30 protein-coding genes and 1 rRNA gene are annotated in these 24,102 nt (G+C 62.1%); 14 read left to right on the forward strand and 17 right to left on the reverse strand.

Features of this window, described 5'->3' with window-relative positions; genetic code table 11:
- Nucleotides 1-595: 595 nt before the first annotated feature.
- The 3 genes from metE to U873_RS0127890 form a co-directional block, all read right to left on the reverse strand.
- Nucleotides 596-2,881, reverse strand: coding sequence for a 5-methyltetrahydropteroyltriglutamate--homocysteine S-methyltransferase (gene metE, locus U873_RS0127875; RefSeq protein WP_025131375.1), 2,286 nt, complete (start codon nucleotides 2,879-2,881; stop codon nucleotides 596-598).
- A gap of 380 nt (nucleotides 2,882-3,261) precedes the next feature.
- Nucleotides 3,262-3,591 carry a hypothetical protein gene (locus U873_RS0127885; RefSeq protein ID WP_025131377.1) on the reverse strand — a complete coding sequence of 110 codons (330 nt, stop codon included), beginning with the start codon at nucleotides 3,589-3,591 and terminating at the stop codon, nucleotides 3,262-3,264.
- 75 nt (nucleotides 3,592-3,666) lie between these two features.
- Nucleotides 3,667-4,200: a GNAT family N-acetyltransferase gene (locus tag U873_RS0127890; RefSeq protein ID WP_025131378.1), complete on the reverse strand. Its 534-nt coding sequence runs from the start codon at nucleotides 4,198-4,200 to the stop codon at nucleotides 3,667-3,669.
- A gap of 192 nt (nucleotides 4,201-4,392) precedes the next feature.
- Here U873_RS0127890 and yfcF point away from each other — a divergent pair, with 192 nt between their 5' ends.
- Nucleotides 4,393-5,025 carry a glutathione transferase gene (yfcF, locus tag U873_RS0127895; RefSeq protein ID WP_025131379.1) on the forward strand — a complete coding sequence of 211 codons (633 nt, stop codon included), beginning with the start codon at nucleotides 4,393-4,395 and terminating at the stop codon, nucleotides 5,023-5,025.
- A 135-nt stretch (nucleotides 5,026-5,160) separates the two neighbouring features.
- Here the strand turns inward: yfcF and U873_RS0127900 are convergent, their stop codons facing one another.
- A complete protein-coding gene (locus U873_RS0127900; RefSeq protein WP_025131380.1) occupies nucleotides 5,161-5,583 on the reverse strand; it encodes a DUF1801 domain-containing protein in 423 nt (140 codons plus the stop codon).
- Between the two features lie 149 nt (nucleotides 5,584-5,732).
- Here U873_RS0127900 and U873_RS0127905 point away from each other — a divergent pair, with 149 nt between their 5' ends.
- On the forward strand, nucleotides 5,733-6,047 hold the full coding sequence (locus tag U873_RS0127905; RefSeq protein WP_025131381.1) for a hypothetical protein: 315 nt from the start codon (nucleotides 5,733-5,735) through the stop codon (nucleotides 6,045-6,047).
- 63 nt (nucleotides 6,048-6,110) lie between these two features.
- Here the strand turns inward: U873_RS0127905 and U873_RS0127910 are convergent, their stop codons facing one another.
- Nucleotides 6,111-6,638, reverse strand: a complete 528-nt coding sequence (locus tag U873_RS0127910; RefSeq protein WP_025131382.1) for a DUF1993 family protein — start codon at nucleotides 6,636-6,638, stop codon at nucleotides 6,111-6,113.
- A gap of 198 nt (nucleotides 6,639-6,836) precedes the next feature.
- Between U873_RS0127910 and U873_RS0127915 the strand changes: the two genes are divergently transcribed.
- Together U873_RS0127915 and U873_RS0127920 are read left to right on the forward strand one after the other, a co-directional pair.
- Nucleotides 6,837-7,274, forward strand: coding sequence for a hypothetical protein (locus U873_RS0127915; RefSeq protein WP_029978700.1), 438 nt, complete (start codon nucleotides 6,837-6,839; stop codon nucleotides 7,272-7,274).
- Nucleotides 7,275-7,420: 146 nt separating this feature from the next.
- On the forward strand, nucleotides 7,421-8,608 hold the full coding sequence (locus U873_RS0127920) for a hypothetical protein (RefSeq protein ID WP_025131384.1): 1,188 nt from the start codon (nucleotides 7,421-7,423) through the stop codon (nucleotides 8,606-8,608).
- A gap of 29 nt (nucleotides 8,609-8,637) precedes the next feature.
- Here U873_RS0127920 and U873_RS37015 read toward each other — a convergent pair whose 3' ends face one another.
- The 3 genes from U873_RS37015 to U873_RS0127935 all read right to left on the reverse strand — a co-directional run bounded on the left by U873_RS37015 (nucleotide 8,638) and on the right by U873_RS0127935 (nucleotide 9,523).
- Complete coding sequence (locus tag U873_RS37015) at nucleotides 8,638-8,793, reverse strand: hypothetical protein (RefSeq protein ID WP_177330322.1); 156 nt, start codon at nucleotides 8,791-8,793, stop codon at nucleotides 8,638-8,640.
- Between the two features lies 1 nt (nucleotide 8,794).
- Nucleotides 8,795-8,917 carry a hypothetical protein gene (locus tag U873_RS37295; protein ID WP_256245063.1) on the reverse strand — a complete coding sequence of 41 codons (123 nt, stop codon included), beginning with the start codon at nucleotides 8,915-8,917 and terminating at the stop codon, nucleotides 8,795-8,797.
- A 144-nt stretch (nucleotides 8,918-9,061) separates the two neighbouring features.
- On the reverse strand, nucleotides 9,062-9,523 hold the full coding sequence (locus U873_RS0127935) for an isoprenylcysteine carboxylmethyltransferase family protein (RefSeq protein ID WP_025131385.1): 462 nt from the start codon (nucleotides 9,521-9,523) through the stop codon (nucleotides 9,062-9,064).
- Nucleotides 9,524-9,825: 302 nt separating this feature from the next.
- Between U873_RS0127935 and U873_RS0127940 the strand changes: the two genes are divergently transcribed.
- Both U873_RS0127940 and U873_RS0127945 read left to right on the forward strand, forming a co-directional pair.
- Nucleotides 9,826-10,227, forward strand: coding sequence for a GFA family protein (locus U873_RS0127940; RefSeq protein ID WP_025131386.1), 402 nt, complete (start codon nucleotides 9,826-9,828; stop codon nucleotides 10,225-10,227).
- Nucleotides 10,228-10,258: 31 nt separating this feature from the next.
- Nucleotides 10,259-10,624, forward strand: coding sequence for a hypothetical protein (locus tag U873_RS0127945; protein ID WP_256245069.1), 366 nt, complete (start codon nucleotides 10,259-10,261; stop codon nucleotides 10,622-10,624).
- Between the two features lie 27 nt (nucleotides 10,625-10,651).
- Here U873_RS0127945 and U873_RS0127950 read toward each other — a convergent pair whose 3' ends face one another.
- Entirely contained in the window at nucleotides 10,652-11,272 is a 621-nt protein-coding gene (locus U873_RS0127950; protein WP_025131388.1) for a cell wall hydrolase, read from the reverse strand.
- A gap of 498 nt (nucleotides 11,273-11,770) precedes the next feature.
- Between U873_RS0127950 and U873_RS0127960 the strand changes: the two genes are divergently transcribed.
- From U873_RS0127960 to U873_RS0127970, 3 genes are all read left to right on the forward strand, one after another.
- The gene (locus U873_RS0127960) at nucleotides 11,771-12,298 is read left to right on the forward strand and encodes an RNA polymerase sigma factor (protein ID WP_025131390.1); all 528 of its coding nucleotides are present in this window, start codon (nucleotides 11,771-11,773) and stop codon (nucleotides 12,296-12,298) included.
- Entirely contained in the window at nucleotides 12,295-13,266 is a 972-nt protein-coding gene (locus U873_RS0127965) for a FecR domain-containing protein (RefSeq protein WP_025131391.1), read from the forward strand. The genes U873_RS0127960 and U873_RS0127965 overlap by 4 nt, the downstream gene beginning before the upstream one ends.
- 109 nt (nucleotides 13,267-13,375) lie before the next feature.
- Entirely contained in the window at nucleotides 13,376-15,823 is a 2,448-nt protein-coding gene (locus U873_RS0127970) for a TonB-dependent siderophore receptor (protein WP_025131392.1), read from the forward strand.
- Nucleotides 15,824-15,974: 151 nt separating this feature from the next.
- Here U873_RS0127970 and U873_RS0127975 read toward each other — a convergent pair whose 3' ends face one another.
- From U873_RS0127975 to U873_RS0127990, 4 genes are all read right to left on the reverse strand, one after another.
- Nucleotides 15,975-16,421, reverse strand: coding sequence for an NUDIX hydrolase (locus U873_RS0127975; protein WP_025131393.1), 447 nt, complete (start codon nucleotides 16,419-16,421; stop codon nucleotides 15,975-15,977).
- A gap of 176 nt (nucleotides 16,422-16,597) precedes the next feature.
- Nucleotides 16,598-16,990 (reverse strand): hypothetical protein, encoded by a 393-nt coding sequence (locus U873_RS0127980; protein ID WP_025131394.1) that lies wholly within the window; start codon nucleotides 16,988-16,990, stop codon nucleotides 16,598-16,600.
- A gap of 66 nt (nucleotides 16,991-17,056) precedes the next feature.
- Nucleotides 17,057-17,686, reverse strand: a complete 630-nt coding sequence (locus U873_RS0127985) for a DUF4375 domain-containing protein (RefSeq protein ID WP_025131395.1) — start codon at nucleotides 17,684-17,686, stop codon at nucleotides 17,057-17,059.
- Between the two features lie 44 nt (nucleotides 17,687-17,730).
- Entirely contained in the window at nucleotides 17,731-18,510 is a 780-nt protein-coding gene (locus U873_RS0127990; RefSeq protein WP_025131396.1) for a hypothetical protein, read from the reverse strand.
- Between the two features lie 121 nt (nucleotides 18,511-18,631).
- On the opposite strand from U873_RS0127990, the gene U873_RS0127995 reads away from it, so the two are divergent.
- Together U873_RS0127995 and U873_RS0128000 are read left to right on the forward strand one after the other, a co-directional pair.
- Nucleotides 18,632-19,222: a hypothetical protein gene (locus tag U873_RS0127995; protein WP_029978702.1), complete on the forward strand. Its 591-nt coding sequence runs from the start codon at nucleotides 18,632-18,634 to the stop codon at nucleotides 19,220-19,222.
- A 369-nt stretch (nucleotides 19,223-19,591) separates the two neighbouring features.
- The gene (locus tag U873_RS0128000; RefSeq protein ID WP_025131398.1) at nucleotides 19,592-20,026 is read left to right on the forward strand and encodes a hypothetical protein; all 435 of its coding nucleotides are present in this window, start codon (nucleotides 19,592-19,594) and stop codon (nucleotides 20,024-20,026) included.
- Between the two features lie 65 nt (nucleotides 20,027-20,091).
- Here U873_RS0128000 and U873_RS0128005 read toward each other — a convergent pair whose 3' ends face one another.
- The 3 genes from U873_RS0128005 to U873_RS0128015 form a co-directional block, all read right to left on the reverse strand.
- The gene (locus U873_RS0128005) at nucleotides 20,092-20,640 is read right to left on the reverse strand and encodes a GNAT family N-acetyltransferase (RefSeq protein ID WP_025131399.1); all 549 of its coding nucleotides are present in this window, start codon (nucleotides 20,638-20,640) and stop codon (nucleotides 20,092-20,094) included.
- Between the two features lie 13 nt (nucleotides 20,641-20,653).
- Nucleotides 20,654-21,505, reverse strand: coding sequence for an EcsC family protein (locus U873_RS0128010; protein ID WP_025131400.1), 852 nt, complete (start codon nucleotides 21,503-21,505; stop codon nucleotides 20,654-20,656).
- 80 nt (nucleotides 21,506-21,585) lie between these two features.
- Nucleotides 21,586-21,873 (reverse strand): barstar family protein, encoded by a 288-nt coding sequence (locus tag U873_RS0128015; RefSeq protein WP_025131401.1) that lies wholly within the window; start codon nucleotides 21,871-21,873, stop codon nucleotides 21,586-21,588.
- A gap of 213 nt (nucleotides 21,874-22,086) precedes the next feature.
- Between U873_RS0128015 and U873_RS0128020 the strand changes: the two genes are divergently transcribed.
- From U873_RS0128020 to U873_RS0128030, 3 genes are all read left to right on the forward strand, one after another.
- Nucleotides 22,087-22,380, forward strand: coding sequence for a hypothetical protein (locus U873_RS0128020; protein WP_025131402.1), 294 nt, complete (start codon nucleotides 22,087-22,089; stop codon nucleotides 22,378-22,380).
- A gap of 72 nt (nucleotides 22,381-22,452) precedes the next feature.
- A complete protein-coding gene (locus tag U873_RS0128025) occupies nucleotides 22,453-22,686 on the forward strand; it encodes a hypothetical protein (RefSeq protein ID WP_025131403.1) in 234 nt (77 codons plus the stop codon).
- 97 nt (nucleotides 22,687-22,783) lie between these two features.
- Nucleotides 22,784-23,566, forward strand: coding sequence for a hypothetical protein (locus tag U873_RS0128030; RefSeq protein WP_025131404.1), 783 nt, complete (start codon nucleotides 22,784-22,786; stop codon nucleotides 23,564-23,566).
- 373 nt (nucleotides 23,567-23,939) lie between these two features.
- Here the strand turns inward: U873_RS0128030 and rrf are convergent.
- Nucleotides 23,940-24,055, reverse strand: a 5S ribosomal RNA gene (rrf, locus tag U873_RS0128035).
- Nucleotides 24,056-24,102: the final 47 nt, after the last annotated feature.

Raw genomic sequence — 24,102 nt, forward strand, 5'->3', positions numbered from 1 at the left:
ATAGTCGCAAGCGCACCGATCGCGATGGTCAAGGCTAAAAATCCAAACAAGAAAAACGCCATCTTAGTCATCAGGCCTCCTGAACATTAGGGGTGCGGTGCAGCGCAGGCGGTCTTCGGAGGAAGGCCGGCCGGGCGCGCCATTTTCGAACCTTGGCTGTTCTGATTACAGAGGCAGATGAGCGAGAAAAATACGGATCAGATGGGGCGATCCGCAGTACAGATCACGCCTCGTCGGGGTAATGCTGGTCGCCGCTACGGATGAGTTCCCCCCCAACGCCTGACTCTGATGCTTGGTGCAGCGCAGGAAATGGCCGCAGCCACGGTGCCCCTGAGGGTAGAACTTCTCCCGTTGGCCAATCTCGATCATCCGCAGCACGCCCACGGCCCTTGCGCCGCTTCTGGCCTCATAAGCTGACGGCCTCCATCACCACCCCTGGCGGGGAACACAGGAGCAGAGGGCCGGCATTCTCGGGCAAGCTCAGTGGCGGCCTATTGACTGGGACCATGAACAGGCGCCCTGATTGAATCCACTGAATGAAAAAGCCAGCCGCGCCCTCAAGGGCTGCGGCTGGCGTGCCATGGGCCGCCAAGGTTCAGGCCTGTTCTTTACGCAGCTGCCGGGCGGCGCTGACCATGTGCACCAGGGCCGCTTCGGTTTCCGCCCAGCCGCGGGTCTTCAGGCCGCAGTCCGGGTTGACCCACAAGCGCTCGGCAGGCACGCGCTGAGCAGCCTTGCGCAGCAGGCTGGCCATCTCCGAGGCATCCGGCACCCGTGGCGAGTGGATGTCGTAGACGCCCGGGCCGATCTCGTTCGGGTAGGCGAAGGCTTCGAAGGCATCCAGCAATTCCATGTCGGAACGGGACGTCTCGATGGTGATGACGTCCGCATCCATGGCGGCGATGGATTCGATCACATCGTTGAACTCGCTGTAGCACATGTGGGTATGGATCTGGGTTTCGTCACGCACGCCAGAAGCGCACAGGCGAAACACCTCGGTAGCCCAGCCCAGGTAATGCGGCCAGTCGGCGCGGCGCAGGGGCAGGCCTTCACGGAACGCGGCTTCGTCGATCTGCACGATCTTGATGCCGGCGGCTTCCAGGTCCAGCACTTCGTCACGCATGGCCAGGGCCAATTGACGGGCCTGTAGTTCACGGCTCACGTCTTCACGGGGGAAGGACCACATCAGCAGGGTGACCGGGCCGGTGAGCATGCCCTTCATCACCTTGTCGGTCAGGCCCTGGGCGTAGCGGATCCACTCCACGGTCATGGCCCTGGGGCGGCTCAGGTCACCGAAGATCAGCGCAGGCTTCACGCAACGGGAACCGTAGCTCTGCACCCAGCCAAACCGGGTGAAGGCATAGCCGTCCAACTGCTCGGCGAAGTACTCGACCATGTCGTTGCGCTCGGCTTCACCGTGCACCAGCACGTCCAGGCCCAGGCGCTCCTGCACTTGCACCGCGTGTCGGATCTCGCTCTGCATGGCTTCGGTGTACTCGGCCGCGCTCAATTTGCCGTGCCTGAACGACTGGCGTGCCAGGCGAATGGAAGCAGTCTGCGGGAACGAGCCGATGGTGGTGGGGAACAGCGGCAGGTCGAGGCCGGCGCGCTGCCGGGCGATCCGCTGGGCAAACGGCGACTGGCGCTGGCTGTCCCGGGCGGTGATGGCCGCCACGCGGGCCTGCACCGCGGGCTTGTGAATACGTGACGAGGCGGCACGCCCGGCCTGCACCGCACGGCTTTGCGCCAGGGCCTCGAGTACAGGGGCTGCCTCGGGCTCGCTCACCGCGCGGGCGAGGATCGCCACCTCTTCGCACTTCTGTACGGCAAAGGCCAGCCAGCTCTTGAGTTCGGCGTCCAGCTGGTCTTCACGGGCCAGGTCCACCGGACAGTGCAGCAGCGAGCAGGACGGCGCGACCCACAGGCGATCACCCAGGCGTGCATGGGCGTGCCGCAGAGTGGCCAGGGCTTTGTCCAGGTCGCAGCGCCAAACATTGCGGCCGTTGACCACCCCCAGGGAAAGAACCTTGTAGGCCGGCAGGCGGTCGAGAATGGTCGGGTACTGATCGGGGGCGCGCACCAGGTCGATGTGCAGGCCATCCACCGGCAGGTTCGCCGCCAGGCCGAGGTTTTCTTCCAGGCCGCCGAAGTAGGTGGCCAGCAGTTTCTTCAACGGCTCGCGCTGGATCTGGTTGTAGGCACGCTCAAAGGCGTTCTTCCATTCCTGGGGCAAGTCCAGCACCAGGATCGGCTCGTCGATCTGCACCCACTCCACGCCCTGCTCCGCCAGGCGCTGGAAGATCTGGCCGTAGAGCGGCAACAAGCGGTCCAGCAGTTCCAGTTTGTCGAACTCGGCGCACTTGGCCTTGCCCAGCCACAGGTAGGTCAGCGGGCCGATCACCACGGGCTTGATCGAGTGACCCAGGTCGCGGGCCTCCTCGACTTCTTCGAACAGTTGCTCCCAGCCCAGGTGGAACTGCTGGTCGGCGCTGAACTCCGGCACCAGGTAGTGATAGTTGGTGTCGAACCACTTGGTCATTTCCTCGGCGTGGGCACCGCCGCAACAACTATCGCTGCCCCCACGGGCCATGGCGAACAGAGTCTGCAGGGAAGCCTTGCCATCATGAGGGCGGAAACGCTCGGGGATCACGCCGAACATCAGCGAGTGGGTCAGGACCTGGTCGTACCAGGCGAAATCGCCCACTGGCAACAGCTCGATCCCGGCCTTCTTCTGCAGTTCCCAGTGAGCCTGGCGCAGGTCGCGGCCAACGGCCCGCAGGCCGGCTTCGTCGAGCTCGCCTTTCCAGAAGGCCTCTTGCGCTTTTTTCAGTTCGCGGTCGCGGCCGATGCGCGGAAATCCAAGGGAATGGGCCAAAGCCATGACAAGACACTCCAAGCTGTTTGATGGAGGCCATTGTCGACAGCAGGTCGCAGGTGAGACAAACTCAATTTAATCCTGATCACTACAAATTTTACTCATGATCATAAGGTCAATATCCGCTACCCCAAGGCGGTCCAGGCCATGGGCCAAACCCGCTCGGGCTGGCGCCAGCTCAAGCGCGCAGAGGATGTGCTGCCGCTGCGGCGTGAGGCCAAGCGGGAGTTCCGCGGAAGGCTGGGTGAAGCCCTGACCAACGACCTGCTGACCTGTGACCTGGGCACAACCCACCGGCGGATTGGCCAGCCAGGCAAGGCCCGGCGGCCAGCGAGCAGTGCCTGGCGCATGAAATCAGCATGGCAAGGCATGGGGATTCACCTGGGTTATCGGCGGGCCAACTTATACCGAACGCAGTCATCGTAAAAGCTTTTGCGCAAGGCTTCAGGGCGTATTCGCGAGCCGCTGTCGTAAGTCTGCTCAGTGATGCCCAGGGCCATCATGCGCATCCAGCCCTTGCTGAACTTGTAGGTCTGGATCTTCTGCCGCGCCGCATACAGCGACACCCCGGACAGTTTCAGCTCCTGAGCCCTGGCTGCCGTCCCCGCGCCCCAGCTGCAAACATAGCGGTCATTGGCCAGCAGTTCCCTGGCCTGGGCCGCTCCCACCCCGCCCAGCAAGGCAAACGAAGTCAGCGTAATCAATACATGGCGCATTTTGCGGTCACCTAACCACCTGAAAATAAAGTGATTTTGGCGAGATCTGAGGAACTGCGGGGCCAGCACTTTGCCTTATTCGATAAGGCAAAGTGCCTGCCACTGATGGCTCGTCAGGCGGTACAAGCGTACGGGACGATCATGCAACCTCAGCAACTGGAACTCGCTGAACCCGGCTTTCTCGGCCACCCGCAAGGACGCACCGTGGGCCGGCTCGATGATGACCACCACCGAGGCCAATTGATGCTGGCAAAACACCCACTGCAACACCCCACGGGCAGCTTCCGAGGCCAGCCCCCGATTCCAGAATCGAGTGGCCAGTCGATACCCCAGGTTGGCCTCCTGGACCTCACCCACCTGCTCCGGGCTGACGCCGCAGAAGCCCACCAGCTCGCCACTGCCCTTCTCCACCAGGGCCCAGGGCCCGATGCCCAGCTCGGTGTAGCACTGCAGGCACCATTCGATGAACTGCAGGGTCGCCTGCTCATCACAGACCCCGCGCAAGGAATACTCCATCACTTGCGGATCGCTGAGGATGGCGGTCAACGCCGGCAGGTCGTCCGGTGACAACGGGCGGGCGATGAGGCGTGGGGTTTCAAACAACGGCACTGATGGCTCCTGGCGAATACGGCGTGGGTATCTGCTCGACACGTCCTGCCCGCCCAGCATCCTGGCGATCGGCGGGACCTGATTCTCGATCTACTCCAGTATTCCAGCAAGGAATGCCGGGATAAAAATCGCGCATTTTATTTCTCACCGCAGATCTCTTAGCGTGTCCACTTCACCACCGGAGATCATGCCGTGCCCCCTTCCCGCCCACGCCTGTATGTCGACGCCCAGTTCACCAGCCCCTACGCCCTGTCGGTGTTCGTGGTGCTGCGGGAAAAAGCCATCGACTTCGAACTGCTGACCCTAGACCTCGATGCCGGTGAGAACCAGACCCAGGACTATGCCCGGCTGTCCCAGACCCAACGGGTGCCGACCCTGGTGCTGGACGGTTTTGCCTTGTCGGAATCCTCGGCCATCGCCGAATACCTGGAACAGCTGTTCCCCGACACACCGGTCTACCCGGCCGACCCGCGGCAGCGGGCCAAGGCGCGCCAGGTCCAGGCCTGGCTGCGCAGCGACCTGCTGCCGATTCGCCAGGAGCGCTCGACCCTGGTGGTGTTCTACGGCTGCAAGGGCGCCGCCCTGTCGCCGGCGGCCGAGTCGGCGGCGCGCAAGCTGATCGCCGCTGCCCAGGAGTTGTTGGCGGACGGCCGCCCCTACCTGTTCGGCCAGTGGTCCATCGCCGATCTCGACCTGGCCTTGATGCTCAACCGGCTGATCCTCAACGGCGATCCCATGCCGCCAGCCCTGGTGGAGTACGCCCGGCGCCAGTGGCAACGGCCGGCGGTGCAGGAATGGCTGCACCTTCAGCGGCCGACGCTCTAGCCGCAGGCCGGAGCGGGTGCGCTCGCCAGGCCCCATGGCCTGATCGATGTCACGGGCAGGACGAACTGGACACACAGGACCTGCAACGCCGGGTGATGCCCCCTCCTGGGCTACCTGGCGACAGGCTCGCAGTGATCAACCCCGGGCCTTGGCCGGCGCCGAGGTATTGAGGATCACGGCAGCACGGATCAGCGCCAGCAAGGCGGGCTCATCAATATGCTGGCCGGCATGCCAATCGATGGCGCGGCGGGTATTACCCTCCAGGCTGGCATTGAACAGGCCACTCGGGTCCGCCAGGGCGGCGCCCTTGGCAAAGGTCATTTTCACCACCGACTTGTAAGTCTCGCCGGTACAGAGAATGCCGGCATGGGACCACACCGGCACGCCGCGCCACTTCACTGCTTCCAGTACGTCAGGATCGGCCTGGTGGATCAGCGCCCTGATTCGCCCAAGCATTTCGCCTCGCCAATCGCCGAGCCCGGCGATCTTGGCATCAATCTGCGCACCGGCCGTGGCGGCGCTCCCGACCTCTGTGGCATCACTCTTCAACTGAGACATGACCGGTAGCCGCCCTCGCTGGATGGTTGCCACTTGAGTATTGATGAGCGAGGCCTTTTCTCAAGCTGCCCTGCTGTTTCCCGGACCGGCAGAACGGCTACGATCCACTCCCCGCGGCCTATTGCCGTTGCCTACACAGGGATAAGCCGATGATCGAGAAAAAGCGCCTTCACCTGCTGTTCGAGTGGGGAGGCGGAACACTCTGGAGCGCCAACGATACGGCCCGGGCCTGTTTACGGCCTGGGCCGGTCGAGGAGCAACTGCCCATCGACCCGACAATACTGGAGCAGCTCAATGCCTTGTCGCAGTGGCATGACAGTGCCCTGGACTGGGCCGACCCGCTGGCGCCCAGCCCGTGGACGGCGCAGGAGCAAGCGCATTTCGACCAGGCCGCGCTTGCTCTTGTCCAGCTACTGGAGGTCGAACTGGGCAGCGACTATGAAGTGATCTACCAGAGACTCTGAGCGGCCGCCCTCTCTGCCGCGATCACGGGCTACCGTCATGCCTGCAACCGATACCCGGCCCCATCAGCCCTGCGGCTGACGCAAATAGGCAAACATGTGCTGCACATACTCGGCCTTGCCCAGGGGCACGCCGTTGTGTCGCAGGATGTTGTAGGCCGTGACCAGGTGGAAATAGAACTGCGGCGTGGCCCAGTTCAACGCGTATTCCTCCCCGGTCATGTCGAAGACGATAGCGTTGGGCAACTCGATGGCCACCGCTCGCCGGTCACTGCTGTCGATCAGCCGCCGATCCGCCGCGGCGAGAAAAGTCAGGGTGCTCTCGATCAGCACCTTGGCCTCAGCCATGCTGGCCGGCGCCGCCAGCGTCGTGACCGGTTGGCCGCTGAGACGCTGGACCGCTTCCCGTGCCTGGGTACAAGTGAAACGCACCTGGGCGGCCAGGTTGTGCATGTCTGGCGCCAAGCGCGCATCCAGCAGGTTTTGCGGGTCGAAACCCAACTCCCGGGCCCGCTCCTCGCCCTTGGCCAACAGGGTGCTCAAGGCGCGCAACATCTGGGCAAAACAGGGGACGGTCACGGCGTAGATCGACATGCTGATTCCTCGAAGGATGATTGACAGGGGAAACCCGCGCTCGGTTAACCGGTGCGCGCAAGGGACTGATCCTAGCAGAGCGCGGCCCTGGCCCGATGCCCGTCCCGCCAGCCTTCCAGGCGCAGAAAAGTACCCCTGCCCCCCCTCTGGCTGTTATGGTGCGGCCCTGTGAAAATACACCGCCTGACCCTGAGGAAAATGACCTTGAGCAGTGAAGCAAAAATGACCGGCGACCTGTTCGAAGTCGACAAGCGCCTGGCACTCAAGCCCATCGTCGACTTCAACAACTACCTGCGCGCCGCCTTCATCGACGGCCCCTGCCGCTGCGGTCGCTGCGTCGCCAGCCAGGGTGACGAAACCGGCTACCAATACCCGCACACCTTCAACTTCGCCGGCCGCGTGGCCAACCGTCGCTTTGCCTCCACTGCCGGCAGCGATGTGCTGCTGGCCCTGAAGAAGGCCTGGCTGTCCTACACCAAGGGCGAATTGCCGGCCAGCGGCAACCTGGAACTGGACACCGTCAAGGAGTTCGTCGAGCCGGAACTGCACAAGGTGCTGGTGCCGTTGTTCGTGACCTGCGGTCTGGTCCAGGATGTGGACGGGCAACTGCAACTTCAGGCGCAAGTGGCAGCCTGAGCCGGCGTCAACCTCAAGCAACGTTCCGACAGTGCCCTCCATGTTCCCCGGTGAGGGCCCAGAAACCAGCACCGGATCCGGCCCTCAGCCCTTGCCTGAAACATGAGCCGGGTTGCCGGAGCGCCTCGACCGATCAGGATCTTGGAATGGAATCCAACCTGCTGCCCTTCGACGACACCCGTTCGATCCTGTACCGCGAGGGCTGCCTGTACTTCTTGCCCCTGGCCACGGTCTTCGAACTGATGCACATGCCCAACGCGCAGAAGCACCTGTACGAGCAGGCGCAGCACCCCGGCTGGCTGACCTGGAAAACTTTCAGCAAATGGTTTCAGCGCCCGCCGTCAGCCATGCAGATGCGCCCCAGCCAATTGGGCAAACTGCTGAGAATGCTGCGCAGCCGCCCCAGCATGCAGCCGGTACTTGAGGACGCGCTCGCCAAGGACGTGCTGTGGCGCCCTTATGTCGAATGGTCGGGAATGCTCGCCGGATCACTGTTCGCCCACGCGCAATGCACGACGTACTGGAAAGCCAGGCTGCAGGACGAATGGGACCTGGTTTGCAGGCAACTGCCCATCGCCGGCTCCCTCCGGGCGCGGGTTGCCTTGCTGGCCGAGTCCACGCTGGCTCGCGAACTGGGATGCCCCGGTACACCCGAGCGACTCCTGGCCTTGCTGGCCACCACGGAAGATGACGACGCGCTGCTCAAGCACACGACGCTCCACCACTGCAGGATCGCGGATTGTGTCTCGGTGCTGCTGCGCTTTGCCGCCTGGCTGGTGGTCGATGGCAGCCTGATCAACTGGCAACTGCTTGCACAGGATGGTTTCCAGGACCAACTGTTCATGGAGCAGTTCCTGCCCAGGGTCGGGCCCCAGCCACAGCAATGGAGCAATCCGCTCGGCGATTGCCTGGAGCATTTTGCCAGGCTCTGTCGCAGCCCCAGCAATGTCAGCAGTTGCGCCGCCCTCGGCCAGCTCTGGGCGCAACACCAGTACCACAAGGGCCAGATCCTCGACCTGGCCTCCAAGCAGCGCTCGCTTCGCGATTGGATCAGCGGCACCAAGGGCCGGCCGCAACCCGCCAATGTGCGTTCGCTGGCACAAGCCGTCAGCCTGGCGGCCGGTGCCGTGCGCGGCCTGGAAACAACTGAGGATGATCCGCTGGTCGACAGCCTGGCGCACATGCTGCATTTCGCCGAAACCTGCCGTTTCCTGCAACAGGAAATGACTCGCGCAGGCCTTCCGGACAGACAGATCAGCCAGGTCTTCGCTTGCTATGGGCAAGAGTACCGCCGGGCCCGACAGCTCCTCGGCGTTCCTCTGCCCGAATCATGAGGGCCGGCCCAGCGCCGGCCCTGCGATGACTAACCCTTGGACTGCTGGTGCACCTGATTGGGGTTCAACTGCTTGCCCCGGTTGCCCTGGGCCTGGTCATAGATGCGGTTGGTGCCTGGACTGCCCTTGTTGGCATTGCGAATATCGCCACGGGCATCCTTGGGGTTCTTCTGATTCGCGGCCATGTCATTCATCCTCCTCGCGATGGTCCCAGTCGTCAGGGCGCTCGTCGTCGCCCCGGGAGCTCCAATAGGCATCGTGCTCCGGGTTCAATTGATTGGCTCGGTTGTCATCGTCGTGCTTGGCCATGCTGGCATCCTCGGTAATTGATGGGTGATCAAGGAGATCGCCCCCATCATCAACCGCTGGGTGGCAAACCCGCAGGAATTGGCCGGGAAGAAAGTCCACCACCCAGCCACCCTGGCTGCGCCTTGCCGCCCCCTGCCAGGTCGCTCACAACCAGCGCCTGACCCGTGCTGCATAGGCACTGAAATCCTCGGTAAACAAACCGGCCAGGGCCCGCTCCTCGGGCATAATCTGGAACCTGTTGATGTACAGGACGAAACCCACTACCCCCAGCAGCGCCAGGGGCGAGGCCAGGTACAGGCTCCAGGCCAGCAGGAACAGGGCAAAGCCTGCGTACATCGGGTTGCGGGTATGCCGGTAGATGCCCGAAGTGACCAGTGCCGAGGCGCGCTCCGGCTGCAGCGGGTTGACGGTGGTCCTGGCCCGCCGGAAAGAGATGCCACCCGCCAGGACCAGGAACAGCCCCACACAGAACACCGGCAGCGCCAGCAGCCAGCGCGTGCCCAAGGTCAGGTCGAGGCTTGGTGTCCAGCGGCCGGCCAGGCCCATCAATACCCCGAACACCAGGGTGACAATGGGTGGCGGGATCCGGTGTTCCAATGACTGCATCATGGTGTTCCCCTGCGCCTTGCCGTGCCAGGAATCCGAACCAGGAATCCCCGGCCTGGAGCTGGTTGGTGGTCCGGCCCCCTTTGCTGTCGCTCCAGGCGGAACAGGCGAATGCCGGCGAAAATGGAAAAGGCAGGATCAGGAGTGTTGAGAGGGTAAGGTGATGGGCTCACTATGTCGCTCCTTGCAGCCAGGGGGTCGGACCGCCACTGCTGTCACTGTGGCGCTACAGTAGCAGGCCGTTTATAAAGGCTTCCTTCCTGCGCGGCAATGCTGCCTCTGAATCTGCGGAAACCATCAGCATGGATAACCAACATCAAGGCAGTTGCCTGTGCGGCGCGGTGACTTACCAGGTCTGCGGCCCGCTCAAAGCCGTGACCCACTGCCATTGCAGCAAATGCCGGAAAAGCCATGGGGCGGCCTTCGCCACCTATGCCAGCGTACCTCGCTCAACCCTCGGCATCAGTGACCCCCAAGCCCTGCTCAAGGGGTATGAATCTTCACCCGGCGTACTCCGCCAGTTCTGTTCCTCCTGTGGTTCCTCACTGTTCTGGTGCGATGCCCAGGGCGAGTTCCGCGATTGGATCTCCATCGCCATTGCTTCTCTGGACACGCCATTTTGCCCCCCCAAACAGAAGCACCTTTGCGTAGCCATGAAAGCCGACTGGCATGCCATTACCGATCAGCACCCGCAGGTGCAATGAGCACTGCCCCTCGATAGGCGTGCCAGTGAACATGGAGATTCCCGGTAACAAGATGACCCAACCGTTCAGCTACGTATGGCTACTGCCGCTGCTCGAGCAGCCCTATCAGGCGGTCGTGAACAGCCAGGACCGGTACCTCGCAGGGCTCGTTAACCGAATCGAAGCCCCGGTACCCGAGCCAATCGCCTTGCGCGAGCTGCTGTTGACCGCCCTGGAATCCGACTCCGCCTATTGGGCGCAATGCGCCACACGCTGGCTGGAAGATGGCTTTCCACTGGATCCTGCGCTGCGGGACACCCTGCTGCGCCTGGCTTCGCAAAAAAAACTCGCACAATCCGTCCGCCACAGGCTGGTCATCCTCGCCCGGCGCTGGCAACGGCTGGAACCTCAAGGCTGAGCCTCGGGAAAAACCCTCTCGGTGCGGCTATCGAGCAGCCACGTCCCTGGGCTTGTAGAACAGGAAACTGCCGATCTCGGTGGTCTTGATATAGGCCTTGGCCCAGTCCGGCGACACACTGCGATCGTGGAAATACAGCGCGCCTTGGGTGCGGTCCTGGAGTTGCTGGTTCAAGGCCTTGCGGGCGATTTCCTTGGCGATGCCGTAGCGCCCTTCTTCCTCGACCTGGTCAGGACGGCCGTCGCACCACCAGGAAAACTGGCAAGGGCTCTTTTCCGAGCCTTGCTTGACCACCTCGCACAGGGTCCCGGGAAAACCCTCGTGCCCCAGGCGGTTCAAGACCACATTGGCCACGGCTTCCATGTCGGCGGATTCACCGCCCTTGGCTTCCCAGTAGATCGTCCGTGACAGGCAGGTGATGGCATCGTCCACCGGTGCCTGGCCTGCGGGATCCACCGCCTGGACTTCGGTCTTGGTGATGGCCGCGGCCTGGGGGGCCGCTTTCGGACTTTGCCTGTCCGCGGCCTTTTGCTCCAGAGCCTGGGCCTTGTCCTGGGCCGCTTGCACCGCCGGTTGCGGATCCACGGCCCAGGCCCGACCGACAAGTACCAGCAGCATCAGGCAGGTGACGCTTGAAATGAAGCGCATATTCGAACCTTCCCATTGAGTCTTGCTGCCCCCTCTGGCCGCCACAGGCTAGCGTGCGCGAACAGATATTGAACCGATTCAGGTGGGCACGCTGGCGCTGACTGGGGCGAACGATTCGCCAGGGAGCCTTGTTGAGTCGACAGCGCCCGGCGCCAATCATTCCCGGGGCAGGCGGCCCATCAGCGGCGCCCTTCAACCGTCGCATCATCATCAGCAGCAATGCTGGCCTCAAGGCGTTCTGGCAGGTGGCGGGCCCTCCTCTACCTGCCTGACCAATCACCGCACGTGGAGCTGGCGCTCAACAACACTGGCATGCACCTCCAGCACTGGGCGCCTGCAAACCGCCGATGCCCTCTTGCTCTCGATGAAGGGAGCCGTTTCCGGCAGCGCTGCAAGCCTGGCGTCGGCCCTCTGAAATAACTGGTATTGATATGAATTCTCATTAAAATACCCGCCCATTCACGCGGCTACCGAATCCAGGCAGTGGGGAGCGTCGGTATGGATACAGGGGACAACCAACACAAGCTCAGCACGCTGTTCATCGGCCAGCGTGGTGCGCTGATCCGCATGCTGTCACGGGTGGTGGGCTGCGCCAGCCTGGCCGAGGACCTGGCTCAGGAAACCTACCTGCGAGTCGCCAAGGCCTTGCATGCCCGGCCTATCGAGCACCTGCGACCCTTTCTCTATCAGACCGCCCAGTACCTGGCCTTCGATCACCTGCGCAGCCAGCGCAGCAAACGGCGCTTCGAGTGCCAGTTGGGGGATGACAACCAGGCCAGTGAAGTGGCAACCCCGGCACCCGGCCCGGAAACCCAGGCCCAGGACCAGCAGCAGTTGCAGCGGTTTGGGCAGGTCCTGGCGACCTTGCCCAAACGTCAGCAACAGATCCTGGTTTTGCATAAACTGCAGGGGCTTTCCCAAGGCGAAATCGCCCAACGCTTGCAAGTGTCCCTGAGCACGGTGGAAAAAGACCTGCGCACCGCTCTCAATGCCTGCATCAAAGCCACTGACCGACAGATCCCATGACTGAACGCCCGCGCCATGCCAGCGCCCAACAATGCGCACAAGAACAGGCGAGCGACTGGTTCAGCCAACGCCAGGCGCTTGAGCACGATCCCTGTCTGCGCCAGCGCTTCGAGCAGTGGCGCAACGCCGACCCGGAGCATGCCAACGCCTACCAGGCCATGGAAAACCTATGGAACGACCGCGCGTTCGAACAGGCCCTGCAGGACCTGGCAAGCGACCTGGAGTTGCCTCCCGCCGTGGTCGCACGGCCTCGTCGTCGTGCCACCCAGCGTTACCTGGCCGTGGCTGCGGCCCTGCTGCTGATGCTCGGTGGCGGCTGGATGACCGACCTGCCGCTGCGGCTGCAGGCCGATCACCTGACCGCGACCGGCAAGATCGAACCCCTGGACCTGGCCGATGGCTCGCACATCGTGCTGGGCAGCCACAGCGCCATCAGCACCGATATCGACAAGCACCACCGGCGCATCCGCCTGTTGCGCGGCGAGCTCTATGTCGAAGCCTTCCATGACCCGACCCGGCCACTGACCATCGAGGCCGGGCACGCCACGGTGACGGTGGTCGGCACCCGGTTCAGCGTCAGCCAACGCGGCGACGAGGTGACAGTCGCCGTGCGCGAAGGCCGGGTGCGCCTGACCAGCGCCACCGGCGACAGCAGCCTGCTGCAAGCCGGGAATTGGCAACAACTGACGGACCGCCAGTTGCAACCCTTGCATCAGGACGGCGGCGAGCGCCAGATGGCCTGGACCAGCGGCCGCCTGTCGTTCCAGGACGCGCCCCTGGCCCAGGTGCTGGGCGAGCTGCGTCGCTACTACCCGGCGCCCATCCTGCTGCTCGATAACAACGCGGCCCGACAACGGGTCAGCGGCAACTACCAGGTGGATGATCCGCTGGCGATCGCCCAGGCCCTGAGCAAGGTGACACAGACCCGAATAACCCGGCTGCCGGGAGGCGTTCTGCTGGTTCGATAAGCGTCATGGGCTGCATTAAGGGCCCGAAAAATAGTTTTACGGCTTTGTCGCAGCCAACCCGTCAAGGTGTTTGCTTTTGCAAATAATTCCTATTCAGCACGGGGCTCGCATGCACCTTTCAACCCACAACCCGCTTCCTTGCCGCAGCCTGCTGGCCCTGGCCATCTGCCTGGCGTGTACCCAGGCCCTGGCTGCCCAGCCCGCATCAGGCACTGCTTCCAGCCAGGTACAGAACACCCACAGTTTCAACATCGCCCGCCAGCCATTGGCCAATGCCCTGGATCAACTGAGCGTGCAGAGCGGCCTGCAGATCGCCTATTCGGCAGACCTGGCCCAGGGCCTGGAATCACCGGGGGTCAGTGGCCAGATGAGCGCCACCCAGGCCCTGGCCCGATTGCTCGCCGGAACCGCGCTGGGGTATGAGCCCAACGGCGCCAACGGGGTGATGCTGGTGCGCCAACCCCAGGCCGAGGGCTCGATGGACCTGGGGGCCTCGCAAATCATCAGTAACCAGTTGGGCACCGTCACCGAAGGGTCCGGCTCCTACACCCCGGGCACCATCGCCACCGCTACCCGACTGGTCCTGAGCCCGCGGCAGACACCGCAGTCCATCACCGTGATCACCCGCCAGCACATGGAGGACTTCGGCCTGAACAACGTCGACGACGTCATGCGCCACACCCCGGGCATCACCGTGTCGGCCTACGACACCGACCGCACCAACTATTACGCTCGCGGTTTTTCGGTCAACAACTTCCAGTACGACGGCATCCCCTCCACCGTGCGCAACGTTGCCTATTCGGCAGGCAACACCCTCAGCGACATGGCCATCTATGACCGGGTCGAGGTACTCAAGGGCGCCCCCGGCCTGCTCACCGGAGCCGGCTCCCTGGGAGCCACCATCAACCTGGTGCGCAAGAAGCCCACCGCCGACTTCCAGGGCCACGCCACCCTGGGCGTGGGCTCCTGGGACAACTACCGCAACGAACTGGATGTCAGCGGCCCGCTGACCGAAACCGGCAATGTCCGCGGCCGGGCGGTGGCGGCCTACCAGGACAAGAAATCCTTTCTCGATCACTACTCACGCAAGACCTCGACCTACTACGGCATCCTCGAATTCGACCTGTCCCCCGACACCCTGCTGACGGTGGGCGGTGACTATCAGGACAACATTCCCAAGGGTTCCAGCTGGTCGGGCACCTTCCCCTTGATCAACGCTCAGGGCGGCCATAACAGCATGTCGCGCTCCTATAACAACGGCACCACCTGGAGCGGCTGGGAACAATACACGCGCACCGCCTTCGCCATGCTCGAGCACGACCTGGGCGATGGCTGGGTCACCAAGCTGCAACTGGACCACAAGATCAACAGCTACCATGCCGAACTCGGCTCGATCCAGTTCGACGAGCCGCAGACCGACGGCACGGCCAAGATCAACGCGCAGAAGTACACCGGAGACACCACCAGCGATTCCGCCGACCTCTATGCCAGTGGACCTTTCAACCTGTTCGGCCGCGAGCATGAACTGGTGATCGGCGGCTCCATCGGCACCTCGCGCTGGACCGGCAAGGGCTACTGGAGCCCCGACTTTCCAGGGGCCAACGGCAATGTGGTGGATTTCTACAACTGGAACGGCAAGATCGAGCGGCCGATCTGGGGCGCGCCAGCCCAACGCACCGACGACACGGTGCGCCAGACCGGCACCTACATGACCACCCGACTGAACCTGACCGATGAACTAAAGCTGTTGCTGGGCGGGCGTGTGGTCAATTACCACCTGACCGGGCTAACACCGTCCTACAAGGAAACCGGACGCTTCGTCCCCTACGTCGGCGCGACCTACGACCTGAACCACTACTTCACCGCGTACGCCAGCTACACCGATATCTTCATGCCCCAGGAAAGCTGGAACAAGGATCGCAACAGCAGGCTGCTGGAGCCGGACGAAGGACAGAACTACGAACTGGGCCTGAAGGGCGAATTCCTCGACGGGCGCCTGAACAGCAGCCTGGCCTACTTCGAAGTGCACGAGACCAACCGTTCGGTGCCCGACGACGCCTACAACAATCAGACCCCGACCCCGGACAACTATGCCTTCAAGGGCGCCAAGGCGGTGACCAAGGGTTACGAGCTGGAAGTGTCCGGCGAACTGAGCCCGGGCTGGCAGGTCCAGGCCGGCTATACCCACAAGATCGTGCGCGACGATGACGGCCAGAAGATCTCCACCTTCGAGCCCGAGGACCAGGTCAACCTCTACACCAGCTACAAGCTCAAGGGCGAGCTGGACAAGCTGACCGTCGGCGGCGGTCTGCGCTGGCAAAGCCGGGGCTGGAACTCGCTCTACAACTCGCCCCTGCAGCGCAATGAGGAGATCTCCCAGGATGCCTACTGGCTGGTGGACCTGATGACCCGCTACCAGATCAGCAAGAACCTCTCGGCCACCCTCAACGTCAACAATATCTTCGACAAGTCCTACTACACCAACGTCGGTTTCTATAACTCGGCGGCCTACGGTGAACCCCGCAACTTCATGCTCAGTACCCGCTGGGACTTCTGATGCACTACGCCCCGGACGGCTTGTCCGGGGCACTGATCAGGCTCGCTCAGCCAACACCCGGGCAAACCTCCTCGACGAATTCTCGGCGCCAATCCCACAGGCACTGGCGCCGGCCCTCGTCATGTTGCATGAGGCACTTTCGCCGAGCGCCTCAGCCGAGCATTCCCGACTGTTCGAGCAAGTCCTGCAGCCCTTCGGGAACCAGCGGCGACTGCGCGGTGAAGCTGCTGCTGTCATGCCAACTGGCGGTGAAGGGCGCGCCGTCGCTTTCCTGGGCATCGAGATGGGATCGCTGATAAAGGCTCGGGTCCTCGAACCGCGCGTCATACACCTGGACGATTTCATGGCAGGGTTTGCCGGCATAGACGAACAGGCTTTCCAGAGTGCCGATCAGCCGCAGTTGGTGGATAGGCAGCCCCAGCTCCTCGTGTATTTCCCGGACGATGGCCTGCTCGCTCCTTTCGCCAAAATCGATACCGCCGCCCAAGGGACGAAAGAACGACTGCAGGGTGTGCGGATCATGGAAGCGGTTGACCAGGATCTTGCCCGCCTGATGAAAAATGCACAGCGCCAGGGCGCGAATACGGGGTTGGGTCATGAGCTGCAGTCCATTGGCCATAATTGGGCGCGGCATTACAGCACGCTTCGGGGGCCCGGAGCCAACGCTTGAAGTGTCCGTGGAGTATCGTGGGCAGTTCAGGCAAACCCCGCGTGCCCGCGCGTCTCGGGGCTGCTCGAATTGGCTGGGCAAACGGCAACCTGAAGCCGCCGGTTTCAAGCCACTTCCAGTGCGTCGGCAAACTCACGCAGTTGCACAGGGCACAGCAACAACGAAGCATTGACCTGCCAGTCGCACTCATCGTCAGAGGTCGACCCCATAAAGACCCTGAGCATGAGCGGCGCTGCAGCGAACGTGCTGACACTCGCCTGGAACCCCAGCTCCAGGCACATGGAGCGCCATTGCAGCGGCGTACCAGAAGACAGATCAGCCGCCAGCCGCAGGAAATCAGGCAATGGGGCACAACCTTCCACCGGCTCATTGCCGACGACGATTGCAGCATCGAACTGGGTGCCCTGTAGTCGCACGCTGAGGATGCGATCGGCTTCGCTGGCCTTGCTACTGACAGACAAGGCCAAGCCATCTTTCTGGCTGATCAGCGCGTGCATTGCGAATCTGCGTATCGGTCCCGGAACTTGAGGTGGATGCCGGTTCCACCGAGACCAGCTTCCCCCTCAGCCCCCATAGAAATAATCCGCCGCCAGCGCCGGCAGCTCTTCCATCGCCGACCAGAGCTGCTCATCCAGCTCGCCACTGATCAGCTCATGCTGCTCATCACTCAACAGCCCCGGAATGTCCCACAAGCCCTCAAGTTCGGGATGATCCTCAAGGTGCGCAATCAACTGCCGTTGCCGGCTGACCAGCTCGTGGGTGGCGTGAGCGCCGATGGCCGCCAAGGCATTCAGCGCCAGCTGGCAGGTCTGCTCGCCCCAGTTGCAGAAGAACTGCAGGAAACCGCCGTTGTAGCCGTCCGCCTCCAGGCGCCACAGGGCAACGATGGATTGATCCCTGGAACACAGGGCATCCAGCGCCCAATCCAAGGCCTTCAAGCGCCCCATGGCCTGCTCGCACAGGTGCTCCCAGATCCAGTCGTGGCCCTCCAGGGTGATGCCGTCCGGCGCAAGGTGCGGCCAGCACACCGAGCGCCCTCGGGCCTGGATCAAGCAATCCGCACGCTGCTGGTCGCTGGCTGCCTGCAGCGCAGAAAAACGCTTCAGGGGTTGGCGCAGCCGCAGGCCATCAGCCCATTCCAGGCAGAGCATTTCAGCATCGAAACCAACCTGGGTGATGGGGTTATCGTTCATTCGAGACGCCTTCCTGGGTCATGCATCGGATTAGGGTTTGCCGTCTAGTTTCCGGCCGCAACACCGGGTTGCCGGAACAGCCGATTGAGCAAGCTGAACAGTCCACCGGCCAGCAACCCTATCAGCACAAAGGGCACGATTCCATGGGTCAGCAGCGGCCCCCAGAAGCCCATGCCAGCACCTGGCCCCTGGGGATTGATCACAGGCCAGGGCACCCCCGACAACGCGCCGATCAAGCCACCACTGAGCCCGCCGCCAATGACATGGCGCCAGGCAGTGCGCAGCCAGCGCTCCACCAGCCATTGCACTGGCCAACAGACCAACATGCTCAGCCAGGCCCCGATGGCGGCACCGAGAAGCAGTACCACCACAGTTTCCGAGCCCTTGGGATAGAGCAAGGCAGCGAGGCCGCCCAGGGTCAGGGCGCCCGCCAGGGGCAGCGCCAGCAACCGCCACCCACTCGGCCGCTCGGATACCGCAAGCCGTTGTACGGCACTCTCCAGCAGGCTGTACAGCGCGCTCCAGGCCAGCCCTCCTCCCAGCGACAACAGCACCAGTTGCAGGGTCGAAACCCGTATCAGGAGACAGGCCACCAGAGCCTGGATCAGACCACTGAGAACATGCCGCCCTCTGAAGCCGGGGCATCGACGATCGCTCAACAGCAACAGGGGAATACCCAGGCACAAGGCGATCAGCGTGCCGAACAGAAACCCGGAGAAGAGTTGCGCCCCATTCCAGCCGTTGACCAGCCCCTTGGCCCCGGCATAGACCAGACCGCCCGACAGCAGCACGGCCCACAAGCGAAGTTCAGGGTTGGGTTTCATCTCGTCCCTCATGGGCTGGTATCCTGTTGTGCATTCAACAACGCCTGCTGGTGCGCTCCCGCCAGATCCCGCATCACGCTGGGTACTCGGGCCGGCAACGATTGAAAAAGGTCATGGATCGATGTTATCCGCGCAACAAGCATGTGCCAGGGTCCTGGCCGACCACGCCGGCATTCTACGGGAGGGAGTCGAGGAACGCTTTGTTATCCAGTCGTGCACCCTGACCACCAGAGGCGACTACTGGGCCGTTTGCTGCAACAGCGAGGACTACGTCGTACACGGGCTGGCCGAGTACTGTTATGTAGGTGTCAGCGCCCATCTGGTCGACGTCGAAACCGGCGCCATCGAGACAGTTGCCAACTGCACCAGCGTTGAGGAGTACCTGCAGGACAAATATGACCTGCGGGCTGCTGCCGGTGGCGTCTATGTACTGGCTCCGGCCTTTGGGCGTGACGACAAGCCAGCGCTGATCAACTTGCGACGCAAGCTTGCATGCACCTATCCCCAAGCCCTTGCACTGCTCTCCGGAGAGCAGGCCCATTGGCTGACGGCCAGCCGCAGGCGCCTCCAGGAAGCACAACGACTGCTCGCCAGCCAGGGCATTGCCACGCGCATCGAGCTGGCTCCCGAGGTTCTGAACGGCATCGAGATTGACGTCGAAGTCTGGTACGCCGAGGCCGCGCTCGAGGCTCTGCGCAAAAGACTGGCGTGACGGCCGCGCCTCGACGAGACAGGGAAACGCTGCCATGACGCTGAAGACCTGCCTTAAAGGCGCACCTCCCTGAAGGCTGGGTTCGCACTAACGGCCAGATGAAGTCGTCGCGCGGTTGAAGGCCGGTAATATCAGTGCAGCCAACCTCGACCATGACCTGGGAAGAAGTGCGGCACCGGCTATGAGGGGATCCCGTGGACCAAGGAAGCCGTTGCCCTGAATGATTTCCGTCCGCCGCTGATTCACTTGTATTCAGCCAACGCCAGCGCTGTTGAGAAGTTGCTCGCGGGAGCACGGTCGATCAAACAGCTGGCCAAGCAAAACCAAACTATCAGTTGCAGATAGCCGAGTCTGGAGAACAATCCACCGATGAGCAGCATCCTCTACGGTTTCATTCACTGCTTCGATGCTTCGCCCGAAGCCCAATCCTACAACCAGGCCATCCTGCACAGCTTGCCGGTGACCGGCGCAATGATCAGCAAGCCGCTGTTCAGCCTGTTGCCAAACTCCCGGGAGCATTGCTATTACGGCCACTTGATACATTTTTCCATGTACTTCAAGGATTTCTACGCTATCGATAAGGACTGGCTGACTCAGTTCGAGCGCTTGTTGCAACGTCTGTATTGGGACAGCAGCGAACTCATCCACACCTACACTGGCGAGCGCCGTACCTGGAATTCGACACAAACCCGGGAGTGCGCGCAGGCACAAGGTTTGAAGATCGACTCAAGGCAGGTGTTTCCCTCATTCCATGGCCTGGGGCCGATCGTGAACCTCCACGATCCGGTGGATGACGGACATTGAGTGATGTCGCGAGCACCCAGTGCAGCGCCTGGGGGTAAAGCGAAACCTGATTCCTGCTCGCGGCATCAATCCGTGACATCGGTCTTTAAAAGAGACAACTGAACCAGGTCATGATGGGCACCCAGCCAGTAACCCGCCTCTCTTGATACACCTTCCCGGACAAACCCCACTCGCTCCAACAGTCTGAGAGACTTGAGGTTGTGCGGGTGCACCTGGGCCTCGATCCGGTTCAGCGCCATATGCTCGAACCCCCAGCGCACGCAGGCGTGCAGCGCCTCGCCCATCAACCCCTGGCCCTGGGCCGCTGGCGCCAGTTCGAAACCTATGGCGCAACTGCGCCACTGGCGGTTCCATTTGAACAAGCCGCAAGTACCCAGCAGCCCGGACTCCGCTTTGCCCTCGATGCCCCAGCGAATACCCGGGTTGGGCAAGGTCCGCCAACTGGCGAACAAGGCCAGCAACTGCTCGGCCTGAGCGTACTCGGTCAGTGGCTCGGTGCCGAACCACTGCATGGCCTCGGCATCGCAGTGAATGGCGAACAACTTAGGAACATCGGCCCGGGTCAATTCCCGTAGACGCAGGCGCGGGGTGTCGAGCAGGGGGAAATCGCTCATCGGACCCAGGACTTCAACGGGCACCCAGCCGGGCGGTGATTCGCGCGTACTCGTCCTTGATCGGCTCGAAGCCGTACTTCTCCTCCAAGCGTTTGACGATGAAATGCCCGCGGGCCATGTCCTGGTAGAAGTCGGTAAACAGTGCATTGATGGTGGCGCCGGTAAAGGCGCCGATCACCGGCACCGCTTGCGCTGCGAACTTGCTGGAGATGGTCACGCCGAAACGCGAAGCGACTTTCTCGATCAGCAGCGCCAGCCACTTGCCCACCTGCCCCGGCGACAGCCTGCCTGCGGCGCCGGCACCCTGCTTCGCTGCCATGGCCGCCAGTTCCTTGGACAATTGCTGCATGGCCTGGGTAGTGAAACTGCGGGTAATGTAATAGCCGGTTTCCGTAGCGTCATCGGCCTGGGTATTGCCGCCCATGGCAAACACCTCGATGCACGCCTGCTTGGTGGCGAAGTCATCCAGGTCGAAACCTTCACTGCGGGCAATATCGGCCACCGAGCGCATCATGATGGTGGTGGAGATCGGCAGTTCGACAAACAAAGCGGCAAAACCAAAGGCCCCACCTACCGCACCCGAGGTAGCTGCATAGACCTTGTGCAACAGGTTCGATGCCTGCTTCTTCGGGCTGTTTTCCAGGCTCCACAACGCTGCGTCGGCGGAGGAATGCAAGGCCGCCACCACGGCGCCGTTGATCTTCTTCGAGACCGATGCCGGCAAGGCCTTGACCGCGCTCTCGATGGGCGAGCCGATCAGGCCGGAGATCCTCGCAGTCAAGGAGGGAGACTCCAGCAAGGCCACCGCCTGCCGCAATTGCTTGTAGTCCTCGGGATGGTCCTGGATGCTCAATCGCTTCTCCATTGAATGATCTGTTGTGCGCTTATCAATCATCTTTCTGCGGCCTGGTCGGGTGGGCTGCCTTGGCGCAGGAACACCTGCATTCAGTCAAACCCTACATCAGCGGCGGACTCCGGGTATTGGACCGTCATCCTGGCCAGGCATTCCGTCATCAAGCGCGCATCCTCGGGCAGGCGCTGGCACAGCGCCGGCCAACCCACGAACTGAATGTGAAGAGGCAGGCAGACCAGCCCACTGATGGCGTCCCAGAACGCATCCCAGTTACAGCCGTACCAGTCGGGAAAATCCAGGGCGTCTCTCAAGGTCAGATGCAATTGCCGAGAGCTCGTCACGGCGCTCAAGTCCACTGTTATCACCGCTGCACGGTCCATCGTCTGCATCCAAAGGGGTTATGTCGGTGAGCAGGATAACTTAAGTCTATGGTGCCGGCAGGCTTGGAGGACATGCCCTCCCAGACAGTACCGGGTCGTGATCGATGATCACTCACCAGATCTGGGCCAATGGCTCAAGGTAGAATGTCGTGGCTTACGGATAGCGCCGTCAATGAGCATGCCGCCACTCTTTCCTGCAAGGACACCGACACGATGAAAACCCTGGCCAACCTGGCATTCGATTACATCTGGCACCTGATGTTTACCGATGAGGACTATCTGGAACAGGACTTGTCCGTGCGCATGCTGGAGTCCCTGGAGACCTATTTCGCAGTGATCTCCGACGCGGAAAAAGCCGCCCTGGCCCTAGTCGCCAGGGAAACCCAGGCCCGTTTGCTCGCACCTCCCGATGAACATGGCTATACCCCCAGGAGCCTGGTGACCGCCGAGCAGAAGGCGTTTCTGGAGCAAATGATCTCGGGGGAGTTCTTCAGCCAGTTCGATTGACTCACCATCGCCCTGCTCAAGCCTGACTCCTGTCGGTCATCGAAGGACGCTATCCGCCAGAGGACAACTGACATGCCTGCAGTATCCGACCACACGCTCTTCATTCCTCTGACTCCGGATGAAGCCATAGTGCTGTCCGAATTCGTCAGCCGCTTCAGCAACAGCGATCGGTTGACCCTTGAAAATCAAGCAGAACAAAGAGCCTTGGGGAACCTGTGCTGTGTATTGGAAAAGCACCTGAACCTACCCGAGGGCCGTTACGCCGATCTTCTGCAGGCCGCTTGTGAGCGGCTCAGGGATGAATAGTCAAAAGGCAATCGCTTTCTACGTCGTATCCGGCCATACCCCCCTACTGAGATTTACTCATTTACCCCAGTATCAACCTGAAGCAGGTAGCAATTTGATGGATATCCAATTTCGCGGGAACGCACAGCCTGAAAACCCAGCCGTAGGCACATGCGATGAGTACAACCTGAGTGCAATTTCCAGCCTGGATGAGCTGATTGAGGCCTATCGGAAGATCGCAGCCAACCACCCCGGCTTCAGACCACTCATCTCGCTTGATGACCTGTCCCAGGCCCGCTACACCTCCGGGCACGCGCGCAACAATCTGGGCCTGGACGACGCCTCCGATCAGGACATCGTCGGGTTGCCTCCCGAATGCTTCGAGGACGGGGAGTACCTGGGTTATCCAACCACCAAAGCCGAGTTTGCCATCTGCTTGCGCAATTTCACCGATCTGGTCGCAGCCTCCTCGTTCGAAGACGCCTGCGCCCATGGCCTGACCCTCGACGAGCAAGCTCTTCAAGAGTGGATTGATTATCAGGAGAATCCTGTTTCACTGCTCGACCAGCCCCTCTCGGCACTTCTGGTTCCAGTCGAACATGCCTGTCAGGCGCTGGCTGCTTTTCCCAACGGCTATTTCAGTTGCGACCTCAACCCCGCGCAAAATTTTGCCGTCGCGCGCCATTTTGCTCTCACCCATGGTTATGAGTTGATGGGGGTGGGCGCCTCTTATCTTGGTTTCCTGCGTGCAGAGCCTCCCGAGCCATCCGTAGCCAAGGCTGTGGCGGCTGACTTTTGTGCGCTCTACAACACCGGCGATGAACACCGGCAAGCCTTGATTTCAGTCGTCACCAAGGCTATTTCCGATCGGAGCTATCTATGGCTGCGCTATGTGGAATAGCGCTTGGCGAAAGGGCTCTGAAAGCCGCATGGCGCATGTCGCCGCACGGATAGAGGGTTAGCCCAGGTCCCCCTGCTCTTCGTGGGCTGAAGGAGCCAGAGTGCCCCAGTACATGAGTGGCCCGGGGGAGCATGGGACGGCGCAGGGGTTGAAGACTGAAGGGTCCTGGCCAGTCTTAGGCCGCTGCCTGCACCTCATGCTCGAGGCATGAGGACGCTTGCCAGAGAAGCTTTTGCAGAAAACCCAAACCTTGGCACTGTCACCGGATGCTGGCAGCCGGGCAGTGTCACCCGAGGCATCCATCTCCCGCGGCTTTTATCTCGCGCAAAAACAAAACCCCAACTGCTTTCGCAATTGGGGTTTCGGAATTTAATCTTGACGATGACCTACTCTCACATGGGGAAACCCCACACTACCATCGGCGATGCATCGTTTCACTTCTGAGTTCGGGATGGGATCAGGTGGTTCCAACGCTCTATGGTCGTCAAGAAATTCGGGTACTGAGCCGTCTTTCAACGTATCAGCAAATTGGGTAT

It is taken from the genome of Pseudomonas sp. PH1b (genome assembly GCF_000633395.1).
Lineage (GTDB): Bacteria > Pseudomonadota > Gammaproteobacteria > Pseudomonadales > Pseudomonadaceae > Aquipseudomonas.